This window comes from Paenibacillus tianjinensis (genome assembly GCF_017086365.1).
Taxonomy (GTDB): Bacteria; Bacillota; Bacilli; order Paenibacillales; family Paenibacillaceae; genus Paenibacillus_AQ; species Paenibacillus_AQ tianjinensis.
The window spans coordinates 672,554-690,989 of the sequence record NZ_CP070969.1 but is presented as its reverse complement, the minus strand read 5'-3'; the positions used below and the strand labels follow the sequence as shown (position 1 = coordinate 690,989).

The 18,436-nt window shown below is 45.3% G+C and carries 14 protein-coding genes and 1 pseudogene; 7 read left to right on the top strand and 8 right to left on the bottom strand.

What is annotated here, in order from left to right; all coding sequences use genetic code 11:
• Positions 1–16 precede the first annotated feature (16 nt).
• On the bottom strand, positions 17–1,813 hold the full coding sequence (locus JRJ22_RS02970; protein ID WP_206103168.1) for a cache domain-containing sensor histidine kinase: 1,797 nt from the start codon (positions 1,811–1,813) through the stop codon (positions 17–19).
• 82 nt (positions 1,814–1,895) lie between these two features.
• Positions 1,896–3,578, bottom strand: a complete 1,683-nt coding sequence (locus JRJ22_RS02965) for a glycoside hydrolase family 66 protein (protein ID WP_206103167.1) — start codon at positions 3,576–3,578, stop codon at positions 1,896–1,898.
• A gap of 725 nt (positions 3,579–4,303) precedes the next feature.
• Between JRJ22_RS02965 and JRJ22_RS02960 the strand changes: the two genes are divergently transcribed.
• Together JRJ22_RS02960 and JRJ22_RS02955 are read left to right on the top strand one after the other, a co-directional pair.
• Positions 4,304–6,826, top strand: a complete 2,523-nt coding sequence (locus JRJ22_RS02960; RefSeq protein ID WP_232381015.1) for a glycoside hydrolase family 31 protein — start codon at positions 4,304–4,306, stop codon at positions 6,824–6,826.
• Positions 6,827–6,926: 100 nt separating this feature from the next.
• Positions 6,927–7,334 carry an alpha-amylase family glycosyl hydrolase gene (locus tag JRJ22_RS02955; protein ID WP_206103166.1) on the top strand — a complete coding sequence of 136 codons (408 nt, stop codon included), beginning with the start codon at positions 6,927–6,929 and terminating at the stop codon, positions 7,332–7,334.
• A 38-nt stretch (positions 7,335–7,372) separates the two neighbouring features.
• On the opposite strand, the gene JRJ22_RS02950 is transcribed toward JRJ22_RS02955, so the two are convergent.
• Complete coding sequence (locus JRJ22_RS02950; RefSeq protein ID WP_232381014.1) at positions 7,373–9,529, bottom strand: putative bifunctional diguanylate cyclase/phosphodiesterase; 2,157 nt, start codon at positions 9,527–9,529, stop codon at positions 7,373–7,375.
• Between the two features lie 213 nt (positions 9,530–9,742).
• Positions 9,743–10,444, bottom strand: a pseudogene (locus JRJ22_RS29635) (histidine kinase N-terminal 7TM domain-containing protein); the annotation flags it as partial.
• 277 nt (positions 10,445–10,721) lie between these two features.
• On the opposite strand from JRJ22_RS29635, the gene sstT reads away from it, so the two are divergent.
• A complete protein-coding gene (sstT, locus tag JRJ22_RS02945) occupies positions 10,722–11,963 on the top strand; it encodes a serine/threonine transporter SstT (RefSeq protein WP_206103164.1) in 1,242 nt (413 codons plus the stop codon).
• Between the two features lie 63 nt (positions 11,964–12,026).
• On the opposite strand, the gene JRJ22_RS02940 is transcribed toward sstT, so the two are convergent.
• The gene (locus JRJ22_RS02940; protein WP_206103163.1) at positions 12,027–13,298 is read right to left on the bottom strand and encodes a carbohydrate-binding domain-containing protein; all 1,272 of its coding nucleotides are present in this window, start codon (positions 13,296–13,298) and stop codon (positions 12,027–12,029) included.
• Positions 13,299–13,850: 552 nt separating this feature from the next.
• Between JRJ22_RS02940 and JRJ22_RS02935 the strand changes: the two genes are divergently transcribed.
• Genes JRJ22_RS02935 through JRJ22_RS02925 form a run of 3 tightly spaced genes read left to right on the top strand, consistent with a single transcriptional unit; the run spans position 13,851 to position 14,968 of the window.
• Positions 13,851–14,426, top strand: a complete 576-nt coding sequence (locus tag JRJ22_RS02935; protein ID WP_206103162.1) for an NADPH-dependent FMN reductase — start codon at positions 13,851–13,853, stop codon at positions 14,424–14,426.
• A gap of 57 nt (positions 14,427–14,483) precedes the next feature.
• The gene (locus JRJ22_RS02930) at positions 14,484–14,684 is read left to right on the top strand and encodes a (4Fe-4S)-binding protein (RefSeq protein WP_232381013.1); all 201 of its coding nucleotides are present in this window, start codon (positions 14,484–14,486) and stop codon (positions 14,682–14,684) included.
• A 2-nt stretch (positions 14,685–14,686) separates the two neighbouring features.
• Positions 14,687–14,968, top strand: a complete 282-nt coding sequence (locus tag JRJ22_RS02925; protein WP_206103161.1) for a GNAT family N-acetyltransferase — start codon at positions 14,687–14,689, stop codon at positions 14,966–14,968.
• Positions 14,969–15,054: 86 nt separating this feature from the next.
• Here JRJ22_RS02925 and JRJ22_RS02920 read toward each other — a convergent pair whose 3' ends face one another.
• The 3 genes from JRJ22_RS02920 to JRJ22_RS02910 all read right to left on the bottom strand — a co-directional run bounded on the left by JRJ22_RS02920 (position 15,055) and on the right by JRJ22_RS02910 (position 17,824).
• Positions 15,055–16,212: a cobalamin-independent methionine synthase II family protein gene (locus JRJ22_RS02920; RefSeq protein WP_206103160.1), complete on the bottom strand. Its 1,158-nt coding sequence runs from the start codon at positions 16,210–16,212 to the stop codon at positions 15,055–15,057.
• A gap of 131 nt (positions 16,213–16,343) precedes the next feature.
• Positions 16,344–16,961, bottom strand: a complete 618-nt coding sequence (locus JRJ22_RS02915; protein WP_206103159.1) for a hypothetical protein — start codon at positions 16,959–16,961, stop codon at positions 16,344–16,346.
• Between the two features lie 62 nt (positions 16,962–17,023).
• Positions 17,024–17,824, bottom strand: coding sequence for a hypothetical protein (locus JRJ22_RS02910; RefSeq protein WP_206103158.1), 801 nt, complete (start codon positions 17,822–17,824; stop codon positions 17,024–17,026).
• Between the two features lie 318 nt (positions 17,825–18,142).
• Here JRJ22_RS02910 and JRJ22_RS29630 point away from each other — a divergent pair, with 318 nt between their 5' ends.
• A complete protein-coding gene (locus tag JRJ22_RS29630; protein ID WP_222850467.1) occupies positions 18,143–18,232 on the top strand; it encodes a putative holin-like toxin in 90 nt (29 codons plus the stop codon).
• The last annotated feature ends 204 nt before the right edge of the window (positions 18,233–18,436 follow it).

Sequence of the window (18,436 nt, the reverse complement as noted above, 5' to 3'; positions counted from 1 at the left end):
GGTCTCCCCCTGTCTGCTAATTCTCAGATGCCGATTCTTCAAATTTTCTTAACAAAATGCGTACAGTGGTTCCTTGGTCAAATCCGCTTACAATAGACCATTCCCAATTTCGGGCGTAATAAAGCCGCAACGTGTCATAAATATGGCGCAGACCGATACCAACTTCTCCATTTTCAATAGCAGTCCCCGGGTTGTTCAATGCTTTCAGCTTTTCATCCCCAATGCCTAAACCATCATCTTCCACTACAAATTCCAAGTCTCCTCCACACATCCGAATTCTTATCGAGATCCGTCCGCCCGCATTTTTCGGTACGATCCCATGAAATATGGAATTTTCCACCAATTGCTGCAGCAGCATGCGGGGGATCATAAACTTCTCCGTACCCGGCTCAACGTCCAGGTTCAGACCAAAGGTTTTTTCATAACGAAGCTCCAAAATGATCAGGTACTTCCGGATAATATCCAGTTCCTCTTCCACCGTGATCATACTCCCGCTTTTGCCCATGTTAGCCTCCAGCAGATGGTTTAGAGCGAGCAAAACTTGAGATGCACGGCCGTTCTGGCCGGAATCAATAAGCCACCGCAGCGTGCTAAGCGTATTATAAAGGAAATGGGGATGTACCCGGTGCATGACAGCCCGAAGCTCTGCATGATGCTTTTCGCTTTGTTCATCCTCCACCTGCTGCATTAAATTCCCGATTTCATGCAGCATGATGTTAAACTGCTTGCTCAAAAAGCCGATTTCATCAGAGGTTCGAATGACTGCCCTTACGTTTAGGTCTCCTTGTTGAACGTGCAGCATACTTTGGGTTAGTTGTTTTACGGGTTTGGTCACCCATCCGGCAATGAACAGCCCGATACCGATAGCAATCATGGAGAAAACTGCAGAAGATAATAATATCCAGGTCTGGAGGCGTTCCAGCTGTCCGCTGATTTCATCAACCGGTACTGTCCCTACAATCATCCAACCGTTGCTCAGCAGCTGCTTAACCCCGTAATAAGGTATGCCGTTCATGACAAACTCAAATTCCACTGCATCATCGCCCACAATCCTTTGATACAAGTCGGGATTATTCACCTTCTGGTTGATCATTTCGAGATTGGAATCGATCATGACTCTCCCTCTGGAATCCACAACGAAAAACTTTCCCGTAACTCCGAGCTCCGGCTGCCGGATCGTATTCAGAATCGACTGCCCGTCCAAATGAACCTGCACCAGCCCGATGTTCCGCATGGTATTAAAATCCTTCAGCACTCTTCCAACAGGCAAAACCAGATCCGTATTGACGCCGCCTCCGCTGAAATGGTCGTACTGAAGGCCCTGCCAAACCAGCTCTCCGTCTTTTCTTTTGGCTTCCTTCACCCATTCCAGATCTGACAGACGCAACTGCTTAAGTCCGGAGTCGGAAAAGGTGCCGCTGCCCCACCCTCTTCCCTCCTCCTTCAATAAATAAACGATTTTGATGAAAGAATTAGAATAGACATAGTTATTCAGCAAAGTATTAATATATTGAAAGTTCCAGTTCTCTTCGTACGACGGACTGCTGTTAACTTGCATCGCAGCGCGTTGAATGTTTGGATCGCTGGAAATAAAATCGGAGGCATCTACTCCCACGTTTAGAATAAAAGAGAGCGACTCTGCCGTTTGTTCGGCGATTTGAAGGGTGGATTCCCGTACGTTTTTCTTCAGGATGGAGTCGGCCACCCAGTAGAAGGACCCGCTGGTAAATATGGTCGGGATTAAAATCACGAGCAGGAGGACCAGAATAATTTTGGTGGTGAAGCGATTTGATATTCTGTATTTGTGAAACATAGTGCCTCCTATTTCATTTCTTCCTAAGAGTGTACAAGATGAAAGACTCATTACCAATGTTAATTACAGGAAAAAGAGCCGTCTATTCCTTATACTCGACAACCGCCATGTCCCAATATTTCAGCTTGGGCAGCTCCCATGTCAATACACCGTCCCGCTGCGAGAACGCTAGAGATTGGGGTGAGCCCTGGTTATAATCAGGGGAAGCGAACCACACTTTGGCAACCGGTTTCTCCATTTTCACAGAAACGGCAACATTCCGCCTCTCTGCCGGCTCTGTCTGCTTTCCGTTGCTGTCATTCCATTCCATAGTAGAAGCATCTGTGAAATTGATGAAATGAAATATGTCTTTCCCATCCTTCCTTTTAGTGAAGGACCATACTTTACCTTGCTCAGCTTGATCCGAAACGGCAAGTTCTCCCATTCCTTCGGCTCTCAGTATGGAAGCTTCCGTGTGATCCCGCAGCAGATTCTGATAAGCTACCAGAAAATCGTAATAATGGATCAGCTGTTTTTCCAAATCCGGAGACAGACTTAGATTCTTATGAGGAAAATATTCTTTGGCCAGCATGTTCTCCCCAAGCTCCAGATGAGATCCTCCAGAGGCGAAAATCACCGCATCCGTCAGCAGAATCCCCGGCGTGTTGAACTTTCCCGGTGAGTCGGATAAATGATAATTCATATAAGCGGCTAATACCGTGTTTAGCCGGTTCCCGCTGTATTTCGAATTTTCTTCAATCACTTCTTTCAAATTCTGATAACCCGGATGATTCCCCCATACCTCGGTGTAGAGAAACTTGACGGGAGCTTCACGCGCAATAATTTCCTGACCAAATTGTCCGACTGCGTTCATCACATAATCCACATTAAGCCTCGCTTTGGCTGTGTTCAGGAAAGCAGGATAAGTCTCAGCCAGGTTGATGCTTTTGCCATCATAGGTCCAAAGCGCGCCCCGGTCTCCCAACTGGTCCACATGCCAACCGTCAAAAGGCAGAGCCTCGAACGTCTTGAGTTCCTGGTCGATCAGGTAGTTCTGCCATTCCGGATTAGAGGGATCATACATATAAATATCGCTTGCCCATTCTTTCGGAAGAGGGTGTTTATCCTGCTCAGCGTGCGTTGGATCCTTGTATAAGCCCCATTCCTTCTTCAGACCTTCCTTTTCCCCATCCGCATAGGCCCCAAAGAGCAAATTGTAGTTCATGGCTTTCATGCCACGTTTGTGCGACAAGTCGATATAGCCTTTCACCGTTTCGAATGCCACAGGACGGTTAGCAATGTCTTTCCATTCCGCCAAAGGCTTGCCGTCTTCGAAGGGGATAGGCTGTTGATGCTTATATTGCCAATCATAGAACTGGATACCATTGATATGGAACCGGTTTAGTCGTTCGATTACTCGGGACATCTCGCCCTGATTTATGGCAGGGAAATCGGCTAAATATCCGTAACGGGGGAACTTGCCCCATTCAGAGGAGACGTCAACAGCAATATTCATTTGATCGGCTGTCTTGCCGTTTTGCTCATAGAACACTTCGGCCATATACCCTCTTCCTTCATCCTCGGGGGGATTCCAGCTCCAAGTCAGCTGATTTCCTTTCGTTTTCAGCCTCGCTTCCTCCACAATCCGTTCCATATGCAGATAACGAATATGGAACACTCCGCCGGAAACGGGCTTCTTTAATTTTAAGTGAAACTGGACGCTCTCTCCGGGTTTATAAGCCGCTTTATCCGTAGACAGCTCCTCAAGCAGGGAGCCTCTGTGCATTTGAACATCCACTTTTTGAGGGCCAGAGACTTTGTCAGAAACCTTCTCACAGGCCGATGTTGTCCAAATAGCTGTACAGATTACAAGGGCCGCGGCCGTTCGTATCATCCTGCTAGTTCTCATTCACTCTCACTCCTATCTATAGATTTTTAACATTATCCACTATGTAATCGCTCCCAAACCGTGAGGTGTCCTATATTTTCATAATCGCATAAAATATTGCACCCTCCTGTTTTTTACCTAAAATCCGGAAAATCAACATCCGACTTTATAAAAAATATTAAATACTCCAAAAACCACCAACTGAAGTGTGCTATTTTGCGAAATGCAACAATAAAAAAGGTTGACTTCTTGGCGCTGAGCTTTGTTAAAGAGCTATCCTATAGCCCCATAGAACCATACTTAACCATATATATCCATATTATTGGTAATGATTTGACAACAGGCGAAGTCGCCAAAAAAATAACCTGTTTAAGCGCAAATCTATGCCCGGCGCTGGTTTAGCTTAGGTTGAAGCATTATTTAGGAAACGCTTTCTATTAAGTATATTGACTTGTTCGTTCATCCCGTAGGAGGTTATCCCCATTGTTCATGCCGTTTTTACTTGCTAACTTTGTAGAGGGCACCGGAATCCGGAGTTTTCGCTTTAGGAAAAGGATGTCTGCTTACTAAACTAATTCGGAATGGGAGAGAAATCTATGCGTAAAAAGTTAAGGACTTTGAGCATGTCAAAAAAACTGGGACAAACTGCTATATGCCTGGGTCTGCTGACAGGAACAGTCACGGCAGTGCTTCCGGTCAACGTGGCTTTTGCGGAAACGCAGCCTGAAGCGGATACTCCGCTAGACAAACAGAATCTTAAGCCATTATCCGTACAATCGTTAGAAGCATTGGAAAACGGCGTAAAACTGAACTTAGGAGACTATCAGGGCTATATCAGACTCTTCACAGAGGACATGGCGAAAATCTCGGTAGTGAAGAACGGTGAAGCGGAATACGAGTCCCATGGAATTGCCAAGAAGAATTGGACTACACCTGAGTTTAAAACAACAGAAACAGATAAGGATTACACTCTATCCACTAATGAAATCACAGTGAAAATTAATAAAAGCCCGTTCGGCGTCAAGTTTTTGGACAAGCAGGGTAATGTCATTAACGAAGATGCGGCACAAGGTGTAGGCTATGAGAACGGCAAGCCTTATGTATTCAAGAAAACGGATACGACTGAAAACTTCTATGGATTCGGTGAGCAATCCGGCGGGCTGAACAAGCGAGGCAAAAGTCTTGGCATGTGGAATACGGACGCCTATTCCTATAACAAGGATACAAAATATCTTTATACCTCTATTCCATTCTTCATAGGACTGAAAGATAAAAAGGCATACGGTATTTTCTTCGATAATACGTATCGCTCTTACTACGAAATGGCCAGCGAAAAAGACGACTACTACTATTTCTACGCCAACGGCGGCACGCTGACCTATTACTTCATCAATGGCCCGGAAATCGGTGATGTCATCGATACATATACCGAGCTTACGGGAAAATCAGAAACGCCTCCAATGTGGTCGCTGGGATTCCATCAAAGTAAATGGGGCTATACACCGGAAGAGCTGGTGAGTGTGGCCAATAAATACCGTGAAAAGCAAATTCCGCTCGATACGATGCATTTTGATATCGACTACATGGATGGCTACCGCGTGTTCACCTGGAACGATCAGTACAAGCAAGCACTTCAGACACTGAAGGGTGAGGGGTTTCACGCGATTACGATCAATGATCCGGCTGTCAAGCAGGACGAGAACTATAGTGTGTATCAAGAAGGAACCAAAAATGACTATTGGGCGAAAAATCCGGACGGTTCTACTTTCATCGGTGAAGTGTGGCCGGGAAAATCCGCTTTTCCGAATTTCCTGAAGAAGGATGTCCGCGATTGGTGGTCTGACAATCTGGCTACTCTCTATAATCAAGGGGTGGACGGCATCTGGAATGACATGAACGAGCCTGCTGTTTTTGATGGGCCATTCCATACCATGCCGCTTGACACTGTATTTGAAGATGACAACGGTAAAAAGGTATTGCACACGGAATACCACAATCTTTACGGACACGATGAGGCGGAAGCGACTTATAACGGTGCTCTGCAGCATAAACCGAATACCCGTCCGTTCGTATTAACCCGCGACATGTACGCAGGAACACAGCGTTATGCTGCACTTTGGACAGGGGACAATGTAAGTAACTGGGAGCATTTGCAAATGTCGATTCCGATGAACGCAAACGTCGGATTGTCCGGAGTTCCGTTTGTCGGAAATGATATCGGCGGCTTTGCCAAATCGCCGGGCAATGTTCCGACGCCTGAGCTGTTCGCGAGATGGATCGAGGTCGGTGCCTTCCTGCCGTTTGCCCGCGACCACTATGACAATAGCGCAAAATCAGGACTCGGAAGCGGACAGGAACCTTGGGAATTCGGCAAAGAAGTTGAGGATATCAGCCGGAAATACATTTCGATGCGTTATGAGCTGATGCCGTACTTGTACAATCAATTCAAGAAATCGGCCGATAATGGCCAACCGGTTCAGCAACCGCTTGTTTACCAGTTCCAGGACGATGCGAAAACCTATAACATTGAAGATCAGTACATGTTCGGTGATTCGCTCATGCTTGCACCTGTCGTACAAGAAGGTCAAACGAGCCGTGAAGTGTATCTGCCGGCAGGCGAGACATGGGTGGATTACTGGACAGGAAAAGAGTATGACGGTAACCAGGCCATTACAGTAAAAGCTGATCTTGGAATGCTGCCTATCTTTGTAAAAAACAACTCCATTATTCCTCGTCAGGAAGTAGAGCAGTATACGGATGAGAAGAAGCTGGAAAACCTGATTCTTGACGTTTACCTGAACGATAAAGCCAGCTACAGCTTCTACGAGGACGATGCTGAAACGTTGGATTACAAACAAGGCGAATACAATGTTACAGATTTCCATGTGGAGGAGAAAGATAACCGCATCGAGTTCGAGCAGGACAAAAAGACGCAAAACTATACATCCGATATTAAGTCCTACACGCTTAAACTGCACAACGCCGAGGAACCGAAGAAAGTGCAAGCGGCTGATAACAAATATGCCAAAGCCGGCAATGCAGAAGAATTGAACAAACAGGAACGTGGTTATTACTTCGATTCGGGAGAGCACGTTCTGTATGTCAAAATCCCTGTAAACGAAAACCACAAAGTAAAAATTCAGTAATAAGATTTACGGTCATTGCCGGATAAGAACAGTAAACGGGCTGGAGCGTTTCGGCTTCAACCCGTTTGCTGTATATTCCACAAATCCCAAAGGGGGAGAGATGAAAGTGACTATTGATCTTGCTCTTAACCACACCAGCAGCCAACATGCTTGGTTTCAGGAAGCATCTAAGGATAAAAACAGCCCGTACCGGGATTATTATATCTGGGCTGACTCGAACACCGACCTGAATGAAAAAGGACCCTGGGGACAACAGGTATGGTATGAAACGTATCCTGGTTCCGGAGACTTTTACTACAGCTTGTTTATTGATTCTATGCCTGACTTAAACTTTGATAATCCCAAAGTCCGGGAAGAGATGGTGAGCGTCGGCATGTATTGGCTGAACCAAGGCACTGACGGATTGTGCCTCAATCCGGCAGCCATGCACATCTATGAAGAAGTTGATAACAATGCCGCTTGGTGGGAGGAGTTTAAGCAGGACTTAATACAAAATCCTTTTCAATAGCTGCATTGATTCTCCGCAACCACACTTCCATATTCACTTTAAAAAATCCCTTCTACCTCTGACGCTGGCATTGGTTTATAGAAGTAGTACCCTTGGATCTCATCGCATTTATAGGTGTTAAAGAACTCAACCTGGGATGCGGTTTCAACCCCTTCGGCAATGACCTGAAGCTCTAAGTTTTTGGCCAGCTGAATGATCGTCTTGGCTATGGCTTCATCCTTGTTCCCTGTGGAAATACCGCGTACAAACTGCATGTCAATTTTGATCCGGTCTACAGGCAATGTCTTTAACCGGCTTAAGGAAGAATATCCGGACCCGAAATCATCAATTGAAAGGGATACTCCCAGCTCCTTCAGCTCATGAAGCACATGGACAATATCGTCTTCCCCGTCAGCTGCAGCACTTTCAGTGATTTCTAGTTCAAGATATTTCGCTTCGAGGCCCGTTTCATTTAGGATGCCGCCAACAAGGCTAAGCAGATTCCGCTCCTGGAACTGTACAAGCGATAGGTTCACTGCCATGCGGATGGGCGGCAGCCCCATTACCTGCCACTCCTTAATCTGCCGGCAAGCGGTCTCGAGAACCCACTGGCCAATCGGGATAATCAGCCCGGTCTGCTCTGCCAGGGGGATGAAGGTCGCCGGTGAAATCATTCCTAACTCCGGGTTATTCCAACGGATCAAGGCCTCAAGCCCCACGATTTCTTGGGTTGAAACACTCACTTGCGGCTGGTAGTGCAGCACGAACTCATTTCTTTCCAGTGCCCTGTACAGACTGTTTGTCAGTTGCGTTTTTTGGAGCACCTCTTCTTTCATCGCTGGTGAGCATAAGGTGTACTGGTTCTTTCCCTTTTCCTTCGAAGCGTACATCGCCAGATCGGCATTTTTAATTAATTCCTCTGTAGTTTCGCCGTCTGTTGGATATACTGCAATCCCTGCACTGGCGGTAATGAAAAATTCCTGGTCTTTGACCATCACGGGCTGAGTGATCGACCTCATCATTGTTCCGGCAATCCTCTTAATGTCCTCCACCCGGTCTATTCCAGTGAGCTTGATCAAAAATTCATCCCCGCCAAAACGTGACACCATATCATGTTCCCGCAAACACCTAGATAACCTGACTGCCACTTGTTGCAGCATCTCGTCTCCACCCAGGTGGCCTATGGTGTCATTAACGGATTTGAAAGCATCCAAATCTATGAAAAGCACACCAATGAGATTGCCGGTTCCTCTGGCTGAATGGATCGCCTGTTCCAGCTGATTTTTAAACATGGCATGGTTAGGAAACCCTGTCAAAGCGTCATAATACGCCATGTAGCGGATTTCCTTCTCAGCCTCCACTTTTACAAGCGCATCTGTCAATAAGTTGGCCAGGATTCTCAGCAGCTTCTGATGATTTTCCCCCAAGGATTTCACCGCTTTGACGGATGCGAAGAACAGAATCCCCATAATTCTCCCTTTATTTCTTACCGTAATGGAGATCAGCGACTTCATCTGATGAGACTTAAACGTTTCAATTTCCGCTTCGGCTTCTGGCGGCAGCATCTCCACGTCTATTACATTTACCAGGTCACTGTTTAACATCTCGTTCATCCACCACGGGAATGTATCGCGGGTCAGCTTAGGAATCATGTCCATCGCGGATTCAACGCCTTCATCGCACCATTCAAACACCTTTTGATGTTCGGTTAATCGAACGAAAAAAGTCCGGTCTACCTGAAAGTGCCTTCCGCTAAGCTCTAACAGTTCATAGATTTTCTCATCCAGGTTGGATTCGGTAACCTTAACAAAATCACCGGAAATATGAGAAACCATTTTCTGAAACCTGATTTGCGCTTCATTTTCCTCAAGACGCTGGAGGTATACCCGGTTGACAAAATAGGCCAGCCAGAGGGTGATACCTAAGATCCCAATCCGGGCAAGATAATCCGACCCATCCACCTGCACCATTGTTTTCGGTATTTTCGCCCAAATGTAGATTTGCGTAGTCAGAATTGCAATGCCTATCCACAGGATCATCAGCCGCTTGTTGAAAAGAACGGAGAGCATCACAATAATAAAAGGCGCTGCCCATACGGTAATACTTGCAGAATCAATAAAGTTGACCGCGATCAGAAGGATGGACGCTAACATAATAAGAATGAAGATGTATTCTTTATAATCCGCCTTAATGGGCAGAAATTTAATAATCGTCAATAACGCCCCTATCGCAAAAAAGAAAAAACTGAATAATAAAACAGCGTGGAAATGGGGGGCTTTCTGATTGAAAAAATACTGTGCGGCGAAATTCAGCATCCCACCTATGATGTACACGAAGGACATGATTTTTATAAATCTGTCCATGTTGACTTCACTCAATATTTTCCCCGGTTCAGCCCGGTCGCTTTTTTCCATTCCCATTAGTCCATAACGTTTAATTGCATAGAAAATCGCGGTTGTAGGCAAAAGTAGAATAATAGGTGCCACTTGGATGACTTTATATGATGTATATGCATTTATAATCACATCTGTCAGGGTTGCCAATATCGTAGCTATGGTACATGAGGATATAAACAAATAAGCCAGTTTTTTCTTTAAAGGGTCTTCCGTCTTTCTCCCCCAAGCCCAGAGCAGCAGCAATACCCCAAGGATAAAACTAACGTAATACAGGTTGAAATATACATTCGCCCAGTCGTTCGCTGAAACATTAGCCCAACCCATTGCAGTATTCACAAGCTTGTAATGTCCCCTGGCGGTATCACTATAACCAAACACAAAAACGTTCACCACCACGGGCAGGTACAGTAGCACATAAATCCATTTGGTTTTTAGAATTTTATTTCTCTCCGTCAGAATGAGACAAGAATGCAGCAGTAGGCTGTAAATGGTTCCCCAACCGAGCGAAGTCAGTCTGCGCCAAAAGATAGCAGTTTCATAGTCCGGCGCTGAATTAGAAATAGAAAAACAAAATGCCCATACTGAAACAGATAGAAATACTGCTGAAAAGACCCTATTTAAAGTGTTTCTAGCGTTGATGGATAGCGTGTATATTCCCAAAATGAAATAGATAGCAAACGCAATAAAAAAAACCAAAGAAAAAATAGATGCTAATGACAATATTGCCCCCCCCATCTTTCTCTGCAGATCATGCTTGTCAGAGAGAAACCTTAAGTAATATGACTACACCTATATTTCGGTAAACATCGGAGTTCTTATTAATATCACATGAGTAAAAGACCTGGCCACTAGTGAATAATTACGCACAGTTATTTCCACTCTCACACAACCGGTAAGTTTCATGATAAACTAGGCTAAATATAGTCGCCTTAACATAGTAAAGCAGCTATGCATCAACATAGTAAAGCAACTAGGCTGAATTATATTTTCATATTGATACCGGAGGGAATACATGAACGCATTATTGCTCAAGTGGAACCAAGTCAGCCTAGTAAAACGAATATTTATTGGGATCATAGTGGGTATTGTCCTGGCTTTAGCGATTCCACAAGCAACAGGGATTGCCATTTTCGGCTCCTTGTTTGTATCCGCCTTAAAGGCCGTTGCCCCCGTATTGGTCCTGCTCTTAGTAATGACAGCTATCTCACAGCATAAAAAAGGCCACCAGACAAATATGAAGTCCATTCTTGCCCTTTATGGTTTAAGTACATTTTTAGCGGGGTTGCTTGCGGTTGTTGCCAGTTTTGTATTTCCAGTGACCTTGTCCCTGGTAACGGGAGCGAATGACCTGACTCCGCCAGATGGGATTGTAGAAGTGCTTAAGTCGTTGCTGTTTAAGGTTGCCGACAATCCGGTAAGCGCCCTTATGAATGCTAATTATATCGGGATCCTCACTTGGGCTATCCTTCTAGGAATGGCTTTGAAGAATGCCAAGGATAGCACAAAAAATATGCTTAGTAATTTCTCGGATGCCGTCTCACAAATCGTCAAATGGGTGATCAACTTGGCACCACTGGGCATCATGGGACTTGTTTTTGATTCCATTACAGCCAACGGGCTTTCATCTTTGCAGGATTACGGCAAACTGCTGCTCGTTCTAGTTGGATGTATGCTATTTATGGCGCTTGTGGTTAATCCGTTGATCGTCTATCTGAATATTCGCCGAAATCCTTATCCGCTTGTCCTTCATTGCCTGAAGGAAAGCGGGATTACCGCATTCTTCACCCGCAGCTCAGCTGCTAACATTCCAGTCAACATGAGCTTATGTGAAGAAATGAAGCTGGATAAAGATACGTATTCGGTGTCCATTCCATTAGGGGCTACGATTAATATGGCGGGGGCAGCGATTACGATTTCCGTATTGACGCTCGCTGCTGTCCATACTGTTGGCATTGAGGTGGATTTTGGTACGGCGCTGATCCTAAGCATCTTATCGGCTGTAGCTGCTGCAGGTGCCTCCGGTGTTGCCGGCGGTTCGCTCTTATTGATTCCTCTGGCATGCAGCATCTTCGGCATTCCGAATGATGTAGCGATGCAGGTCGTTGGTGTAGGTTTTATCATTGGTGTGCTCCAGGACTCTTGTGAAACGGCCCTTAATTCATCTTCTGACCTACTCTTCACAGCCACAGCCGAATATGCAAAGAAACGTAAAGAAGGCACGGAATTCGTAATTCACACGAAAAAAAGTGCATAAGAACTAAGAGCAGCAAAAACGCCCGGGAGACCCTGTTCATAAGGATCTCCCGGGCGTTTCATTTTAATGACCCATTCCTCCACCGCCGCCCATTCCACCCCGGCCTCCACCGCCGCGTGATTCCGTGATTTCAGTGATTTGTTCGCCATTGACTGTGACAGTCCCGCCGTTTAATTGAGCTGTACCATCCGCATCAAAGGCGGAAGTGGCTTCTACGTTAATAGTTCCTCCATTAATAGCGATATCACCGTTAGCATCAAAGGCATCCGTATCACCACTACCCATACTAACTTTAATCGTACCGCCATTGACTACAATCGACGCATCCTCATTGACCTTTGGTGTGGCGTTGATACCGTCATCACTCGCATACAATGTGATCTGGCCGTCATTCACGATGATATGATTTGCCTCGATGCCTTCTACAGAAGTCTTAATATCAATAGTGCCTCCATCGATTTGCACAAGGTTGTTTGCCGTGATGGCATCGTCGGCCGCGTTGATATTTAATGTGCCGCCTTCAATGTAGATATTCCCAAGAGCCGCATCATCAGCATTTTCACTATGCAGGGCATCCTTATCTGTATCGATTGTAATCGTTCCGTCGTTGATCAGAATGGCATCATTGGCCTCTATTGCGTCCGCTGCTGACTGAATGGTATACACGCCTCCAGTGATTTTGAGATCATCCTTGGAAGAGATCCCGTTGCCTTGAGCCGATACAATATCTAAGGTTCCGGTTCCATTCAGGGTGATATCAGCTTTCGAGAAAATAACCGCATCCAGATTGGTATCCCCATCCGCCACATAACTTCCGGTAACCTCCATGTGGTTCTCACTGTCCGTGGATGTAACGAATACTTTATCCGCTGCTTTCACATAAATGGCAGGTGAATCATTATTCGTGATACTGACACCATCCAGAACGATTTGAACCTTTGCATCCTCGGCAGCAGCATCAACCGTCACCGTTACATTTTCTACATCACCGCTTAAAACATAGACACCTTCCTCACTCACTGTGACATCCTGGTTGCTTACCAATTTCATTTGTGTTGCCCCAGTAAGATCCGCTGACTGTTCCAAATCCCGGTCACTGAATAATTCGGCTGTGTCGGTAGCAAAAGCTTCCGTGGTTGACGTGGTTGACGTTGCGCTTGATGATGCGGTCGAATCTGCTGACGGTGCGCTTGACGCTACAGCCTGACTTGTTGTTTGCGTAGCTGCAACTGCGACCTCGCTGCTGACCTCTGCCTTAGAGCACCCTGCGATGGATATGGCTAGTAATGCGGCTAAAGTAACGGCGCTTATGCTTTTGATCTTGTTGGTTTTCATTATTGAACACTCCTCGTATTATCAGTTGAGATTATTTTTTTAGAAAAAGGTATTGCTTGATTTAGACAAAGCTTAACGCAGAATACTTAAACCAAACTTAAATAGCTATTTGATAAGGATAGTTAAATAATGAAATAGAATCTGGAAAACAATCAAAACAAAACATTCTATATAGAATTGAACTTAAAAATATACAATAAGGGGAAAGTGGCGGAGGGGAATTTTGGAGCTGGAGGAGCGGTAGCGTCCGCCTGAAAGCTTTCCGCAGGAAAGCTCGCTTCGGAAGCATAAGCTAGGTTTGGATTTCTACTGCGATAAGCAGTTATATTCAAGAAAATTCAAACCTAACAGCGGCCGGAAGTCCAAACATTCTCTGTAGTCACAACCAATCCTAAAATATAAAAATCGCAAGTTTAATTAATATAGTTGTACATTATTTGTACACATTTACTAGCAGGTTCTTTAACGATATTATAAGAACATACCCACTAGATTCTAATGCGTAGATGCTGAATTTCGAGTAGATGATACCAAGAGAAGGGAAGCGTTAGAATGAGCGAAAACAAACTCACCATCACTGCCATATGTGGAAGTCTTCGTGAAGGTTCCTTCAATAGAAGAGTGTTGAAGGCTATGGAAGAGCTTGCGCCAAAGCATTGGGAGATTCATCACGTGGACTTATCGACGATTCCACTTTTCAATTCGGACATCGAGAGCCAAGGCGATCCCCAGCCGGTTGTCGAATTTAAAGAAAGCATTCGAATAGCTGACGGTGTACTGATTGTCACCCCTGAATACAACATGGGAATCCCGGGCGTTCTGAAAAATGCCTTGGACTGGGCTTCACGTCCGGGTAAAAGCTCAGTGCTGATAGAAAAACCTTTTGCAATAGCAGGTGCTACTCCGGGCGGTGGGGGGACAGCGCAGTCCCAAGCCCAGGTGAGACAAACATTGCTTGCCATGAATGCCTACACGATGCCGGGTCCGAAGGTTCTCATCGGCAGCGTTCACGAGAAACTGAATGAAACCACCGGAGAATTAGACGACGAATCAACACTTCGCCATTTGCAAAGATTTCTGACAGCTTTCGAAGAATGGATCTTGGTCTTTAAACAAACTCAAAAGTGAAAGATGTGAAAATGGCTGACTAAGCAGAAGTTATACTACGGTAAAGATATCGAGGTAATGTTTAATTCGGAGGTATGCACTCATTCCGGTTATTGCGTTAAGGGCCTGCCTGGTGTTTTTGATTTAAGCCAGCGGCCTTGGATTAATCCCGATGCTGACACTGCGGAGACAATTGCAAGGCAGATTGACACATGTCCAAGCGGAGCGCTGACGTATAGACGTCTGGACGGTGAATATTCAACACAGAAAGAGGGATGAACATGCATATTGTAGATCATGAACCCGCCAATAAAAGATTTCTTATTCGGGATAACGGTACTGCTGCTGCGGTAATGACGTATGTAACCTCAAGTCCGGAGCTTTACATTATTGATCACACCTTAGTCGAAAATGCTTACCGGGGACAAGGGCTTGGCGATAAGCTTCTCAAAGCTATGGTGGAACACGCGCGGGAAAACGGTATTAAGATTATCCCCTTATGCCCGTTTGCCAAGGGACGTTTCGATCGTATCCCCGAATACGCGGATGTTCTTAATAAATAATCATGAATCCATAATAAGAAAGAAGAGCCTGAGGGTACGAGATTGCTTCGTCTCCTCAGGCTCTTCTCCTATCTGCAATTGATTCATTATCCCCAATATTGCAGGGCAATCTGTTGTCCCTGGTTAATCTTCGCCCACTGTTCAGCTTCCGTTAATTCATTGCCGCCATCACAGGACGCAAACCCGCATTGATGAGACAGCAGCAACCGGTCCTTATCAATAATTTTCGAGGCTTCATCCAGCATTTGAACTACACGGGCCTCATCGTCAAGCGTACTGGTTTTGGAAGACAACAATCCAAGTACAATTTCTGTTTCCGGCTTATCTTTGAACACCGCAAGCGCCTCAAGGGAGCCTGCACGGTCATCATCCCATTCCAGGAAAAAGCGGTCGTACTTCAGCTGCTTCAGGAACAGATTCGCAATCTTCGCATAGGAGCCGCCGCCCATATTCCGGGAGTCATAGTTACCGCGGCAGTTATGCGTCCACATTTTGAGGCCTAAGCTATGCCCGTAATCAATGATGGTGTTGTTAATATCAATAAATTCTGCAGCCAACGCCTGGACTTCTTCTTGATTGATATTCTCGCCGGTATATGGGGAGTTCGGGTTATCATCGGCAAATAGCTCCCATAAGCAATCGTCGAACTGTAGAATCTTGCCTCCGGCAGCCGCGAATTCCCCGACGAAATCCTTATAAGCCTTAACCAGACCGTCTTTAAGCTCATGTCTGTTCTTATATACGGCTTCTGTGCCGCCAATATTATCCGACCACGATAACTCCCCAAAAATATGGGATGGAGAAGGTACGCACAGCTTCGTTTCACGGTCGCCGGCAAGGGCCTGGAGCTTCCTATAAGCATGAATAAAATGATGGTTCGTTCCGCTCAATTCACCTGTAATACGCAGACCAATATCTTTTCTGGTCTCATATTTGGAAGTTCCATCGGTATCTCTGAAGAAGTATCCATGATCCGCAATATAGCGGTCAATCCCCTGGAAGCCCCAGACAAAGTCCAGATGCCACATCGATTTGGAATATTCCCCATCCGTAAGAACGGATAAGCCATTGTTAATTTCTTTATCGACTACAGCCTGAATCGCTTCCGCTTCACACTGCTCATACCCCTGAAAGTCCTGGTAAAAGGGATAACGAATATCATCCCGATGCTCAATCTGATGTTTATATTCCAATAAATCCGCCGGACGCAGCAGGCTGCCTACGATTTGAAATCTATTGCACATAACAATTCCTCCTCAATCTATCGCATTCTTGCTATTGCTTAGATTCTAGCATGGAGGAATATCATCCAGATAACACTTAAAAGTGATATCTGGTTATAGGTAAAAGGTATAGTGGACACACGCATTTTTCATTAAAAAACAAATACCTTCTCGTTCTCTTCCTCATCCACATAGGTAACTCTATGAGCCTCTCTCCAATGATTCCAATTGGTGATGCTATCGACCTCTACACGAAATAACTCCTTGTATGGAAGGCTTAGCGGGTTAGAGAAATCGTAGAAGACAAGCTCATAAGGAGCCGCCCAGTAGCAACCATCTACCACTAAGAGCTTTTTCTGTTCAAAACAAATAATCTCCGCCCAGCAAAAGCCGTGACCTTTATATGCTGCTTCAGGCACGTAATGCTTGGTTTCTTTACCAAATAAATCAACAATGGTGTATCCTTGATAGTCGAGCCCACAGAGCAAATATTCCTTCCCCTGTACCTCAGCCCAACTGAAAACAAAAGGATCGTAGTTTCTGTATATGATGTCGATGAGGTTATCCTCAATATCCGTAACGATTCCTTTGGTATACGTATATATTCTAATTCCGTCTTTATGATAATAATGATGAATTTCAAGCTTGAACTTCCCAGATGGGGAACAGCTTGTCTCAGTTTCATCGGGAACATGGAATTGATCCTGGAAGTATAGCAGTTCTTCAGCTCTCTGGCTGAGGAACTGGGTATCTTGAACAATGTTTCTCATAGGAATTCACCACCTCGTAACCTTAATTTTGAATGTGCTTGTTCCGGGATTAATTCGTTTTCTTATTCACAAAATGCACCAAAATAAAACTCCAGCGCTTCCTGAGAATAGCCGTCATCCCCCTGCCACTCCGCCATAGAGCGAAAATCGGAGCTCCCGCCTCTACCCTTGCGGGGTGTATCACCGGGTACCAGTAGTCCGGCATATCCCCAGATTTCCATCGTCACATCCCGTTCATTCTTACTGGAGGGAAGGACGTCCTTCCACCGCTTCTCCAGCATCCGTGCACTCTCATGGTCCGCACAATCCCGAACCGCTTCAAGCATTCTGGAGAGTATGGCAGCATCCTCAGTAGTAATCTCAAAAAGGTCTTCTTCTTTACTGAATAATTCGAGATCCAGCCAGCAATATAAAAGCCAGTTCAGTCGAATCCCGCCCCATTTGACCCGTTCGAAATTCAGCACATTCAAATCCTCATTTATATAATCCCGGTCTGACATCAATCCGTGAAAATTACAATCCCCGCAGCTGCTGTAATTTGCCCGGACTGAACTACGCTGCTCATAGGTATGCACAGGTAAACCGGAAGTCAGGGCCCAGCTTGAAAGGGCACTCCGCAAATGGACTTTTTTCGTCGACAAACTGTGCAGGAACGCGGCAGCTACCCGCTCCTTGGTAATCGTCTGATGCAGTTCATGCAGCCGACGGATGATCTCGTCATGAGTAATGGTCACAGGATCGAACATCAGCCCTTTGCTTTTGGCATAGTCGAAATTCTCGCCGACAAAAGCATCCGGACTACTCTTCCAACCGGCTGAAGTCCAGAAGGTGTTCATTAGGATTTTTTTGGCCTTTGGGTCCATTGGGTCACTTCCTTTCAACATTCAAAAAGTAATCATGGTAATGTTCGCAATCATCTGTATACATGGTACATAATTCCCAAATATTCCAGAGACATAGTTCTATAGCTTCTCTGCAATTACCTGCTTGCAAGATGCTCATGGCAAGGGTATGCAAATAGAATAAAAACGAAAAAGACGTACAGCCGACTCAGCCGAAACGTCTTTTTGAGGGAATTATCACGAATCACCAAGTATTCAATATTTTCCATTCATGGTATAATCGCAGAAGCAATAGAAAGGCTTATATGGGCGGTCGGCTAATCTCCCGGAAGGGAGGTGATGCCTGTGGAGGTATACCAAGCATTGACGCTAATGATTTCGTTCGCGACTCTGGTTGTGTTGATTCTATCCTTCCACAAAAAGAAATAGACCGCCCCGGTCAAAGGTAGCGGTCCTATTTCGATGGATAACCTTTTAAAGCCTCCGCCCTTAAAAGCGGCTATTGCGCAGAGAGTCGTGTGTCCAGCACGGCTCTCTTTGCCATTGTACGCTGTTTCTGAGTTCATTATACCATGATGACAATGTTTTACAACTCATAGCATAGCCATACTCTCACACTTTCTTCATTCTATA

Excerpts from the sequence above, each read along its gene's own strand:
- JRJ22_RS02970 (WP_206103168.1), bottom strand. The coding sequence starts at position 1,813 with ATGTTTCACAAATACAGAATATCAAATCGCTTCACCACCAAAATTATT.
- JRJ22_RS02965 (WP_206103167.1), bottom strand. The coding sequence starts at position 3,578 with ATGCACAGAGGCTCCCTGCTTGAGGAGCTGTCTACGGATAAAGCGGCT.
- JRJ22_RS02960 (WP_232381015.1), top strand. The coding sequence starts at position 4,304 with ATGTCAAAAAAACTGGGACAAACTGCTATATGCCTGGGTCTGCTGACA.
- JRJ22_RS02955 (WP_206103166.1), top strand. The coding sequence starts at position 6,927 with ATGAAAGTGACTATTGATCTTGCTCTTAACCACACCAGCAGCCAACAT.
- sstT (WP_206103164.1), top strand. The coding sequence starts at position 10,722 with ATGAACGCATTATTGCTCAAGTGGAACCAAGTCAGCCTAGTAAAACGA.
- JRJ22_RS02940 (WP_206103163.1), bottom strand. The coding sequence starts at position 13,298 with ATGAAAACCAACAAGATCAAAAGCATAAGCGCCGTTACTTTAGCCGCA.
- JRJ22_RS02935 (WP_206103162.1), top strand. The coding sequence starts at position 13,851 with ATGAGCGAAAACAAACTCACCATCACTGCCATATGTGGAAGTCTTCGT.
- JRJ22_RS02930 (WP_232381013.1), top strand. The coding sequence starts at position 14,484 with ATGTTTAATTCGGAGGTATGCACTCATTCCGGTTATTGCGTTAAGGGC.
- JRJ22_RS02925 (WP_206103161.1), top strand. The coding sequence starts at position 14,687 with ATGCATATTGTAGATCATGAACCCGCCAATAAAAGATTTCTTATTCGG.
- JRJ22_RS02920 (WP_206103160.1), bottom strand. The coding sequence starts at position 16,212 with ATGTGCAATAGATTTCAAATCGTAGGCAGCCTGCTGCGTCCGGCGGAT.
- JRJ22_RS02915 (WP_206103159.1), bottom strand. The coding sequence starts at position 16,961 with ATGAGAAACATTGTTCAAGATACCCAGTTCCTCAGCCAGAGAGCTGAA.
- JRJ22_RS02910 (WP_206103158.1), bottom strand. The coding sequence starts at position 17,824 with ATGGACCCAAAGGCCAAAAAAATCCTAATGAACACCTTCTGGACTTCA.
- JRJ22_RS29630 (WP_222850467.1), top strand. The coding sequence starts at position 18,143 with ATGCCTGTGGAGGTATACCAAGCATTGACGCTAATGATTTCGTTCGCG.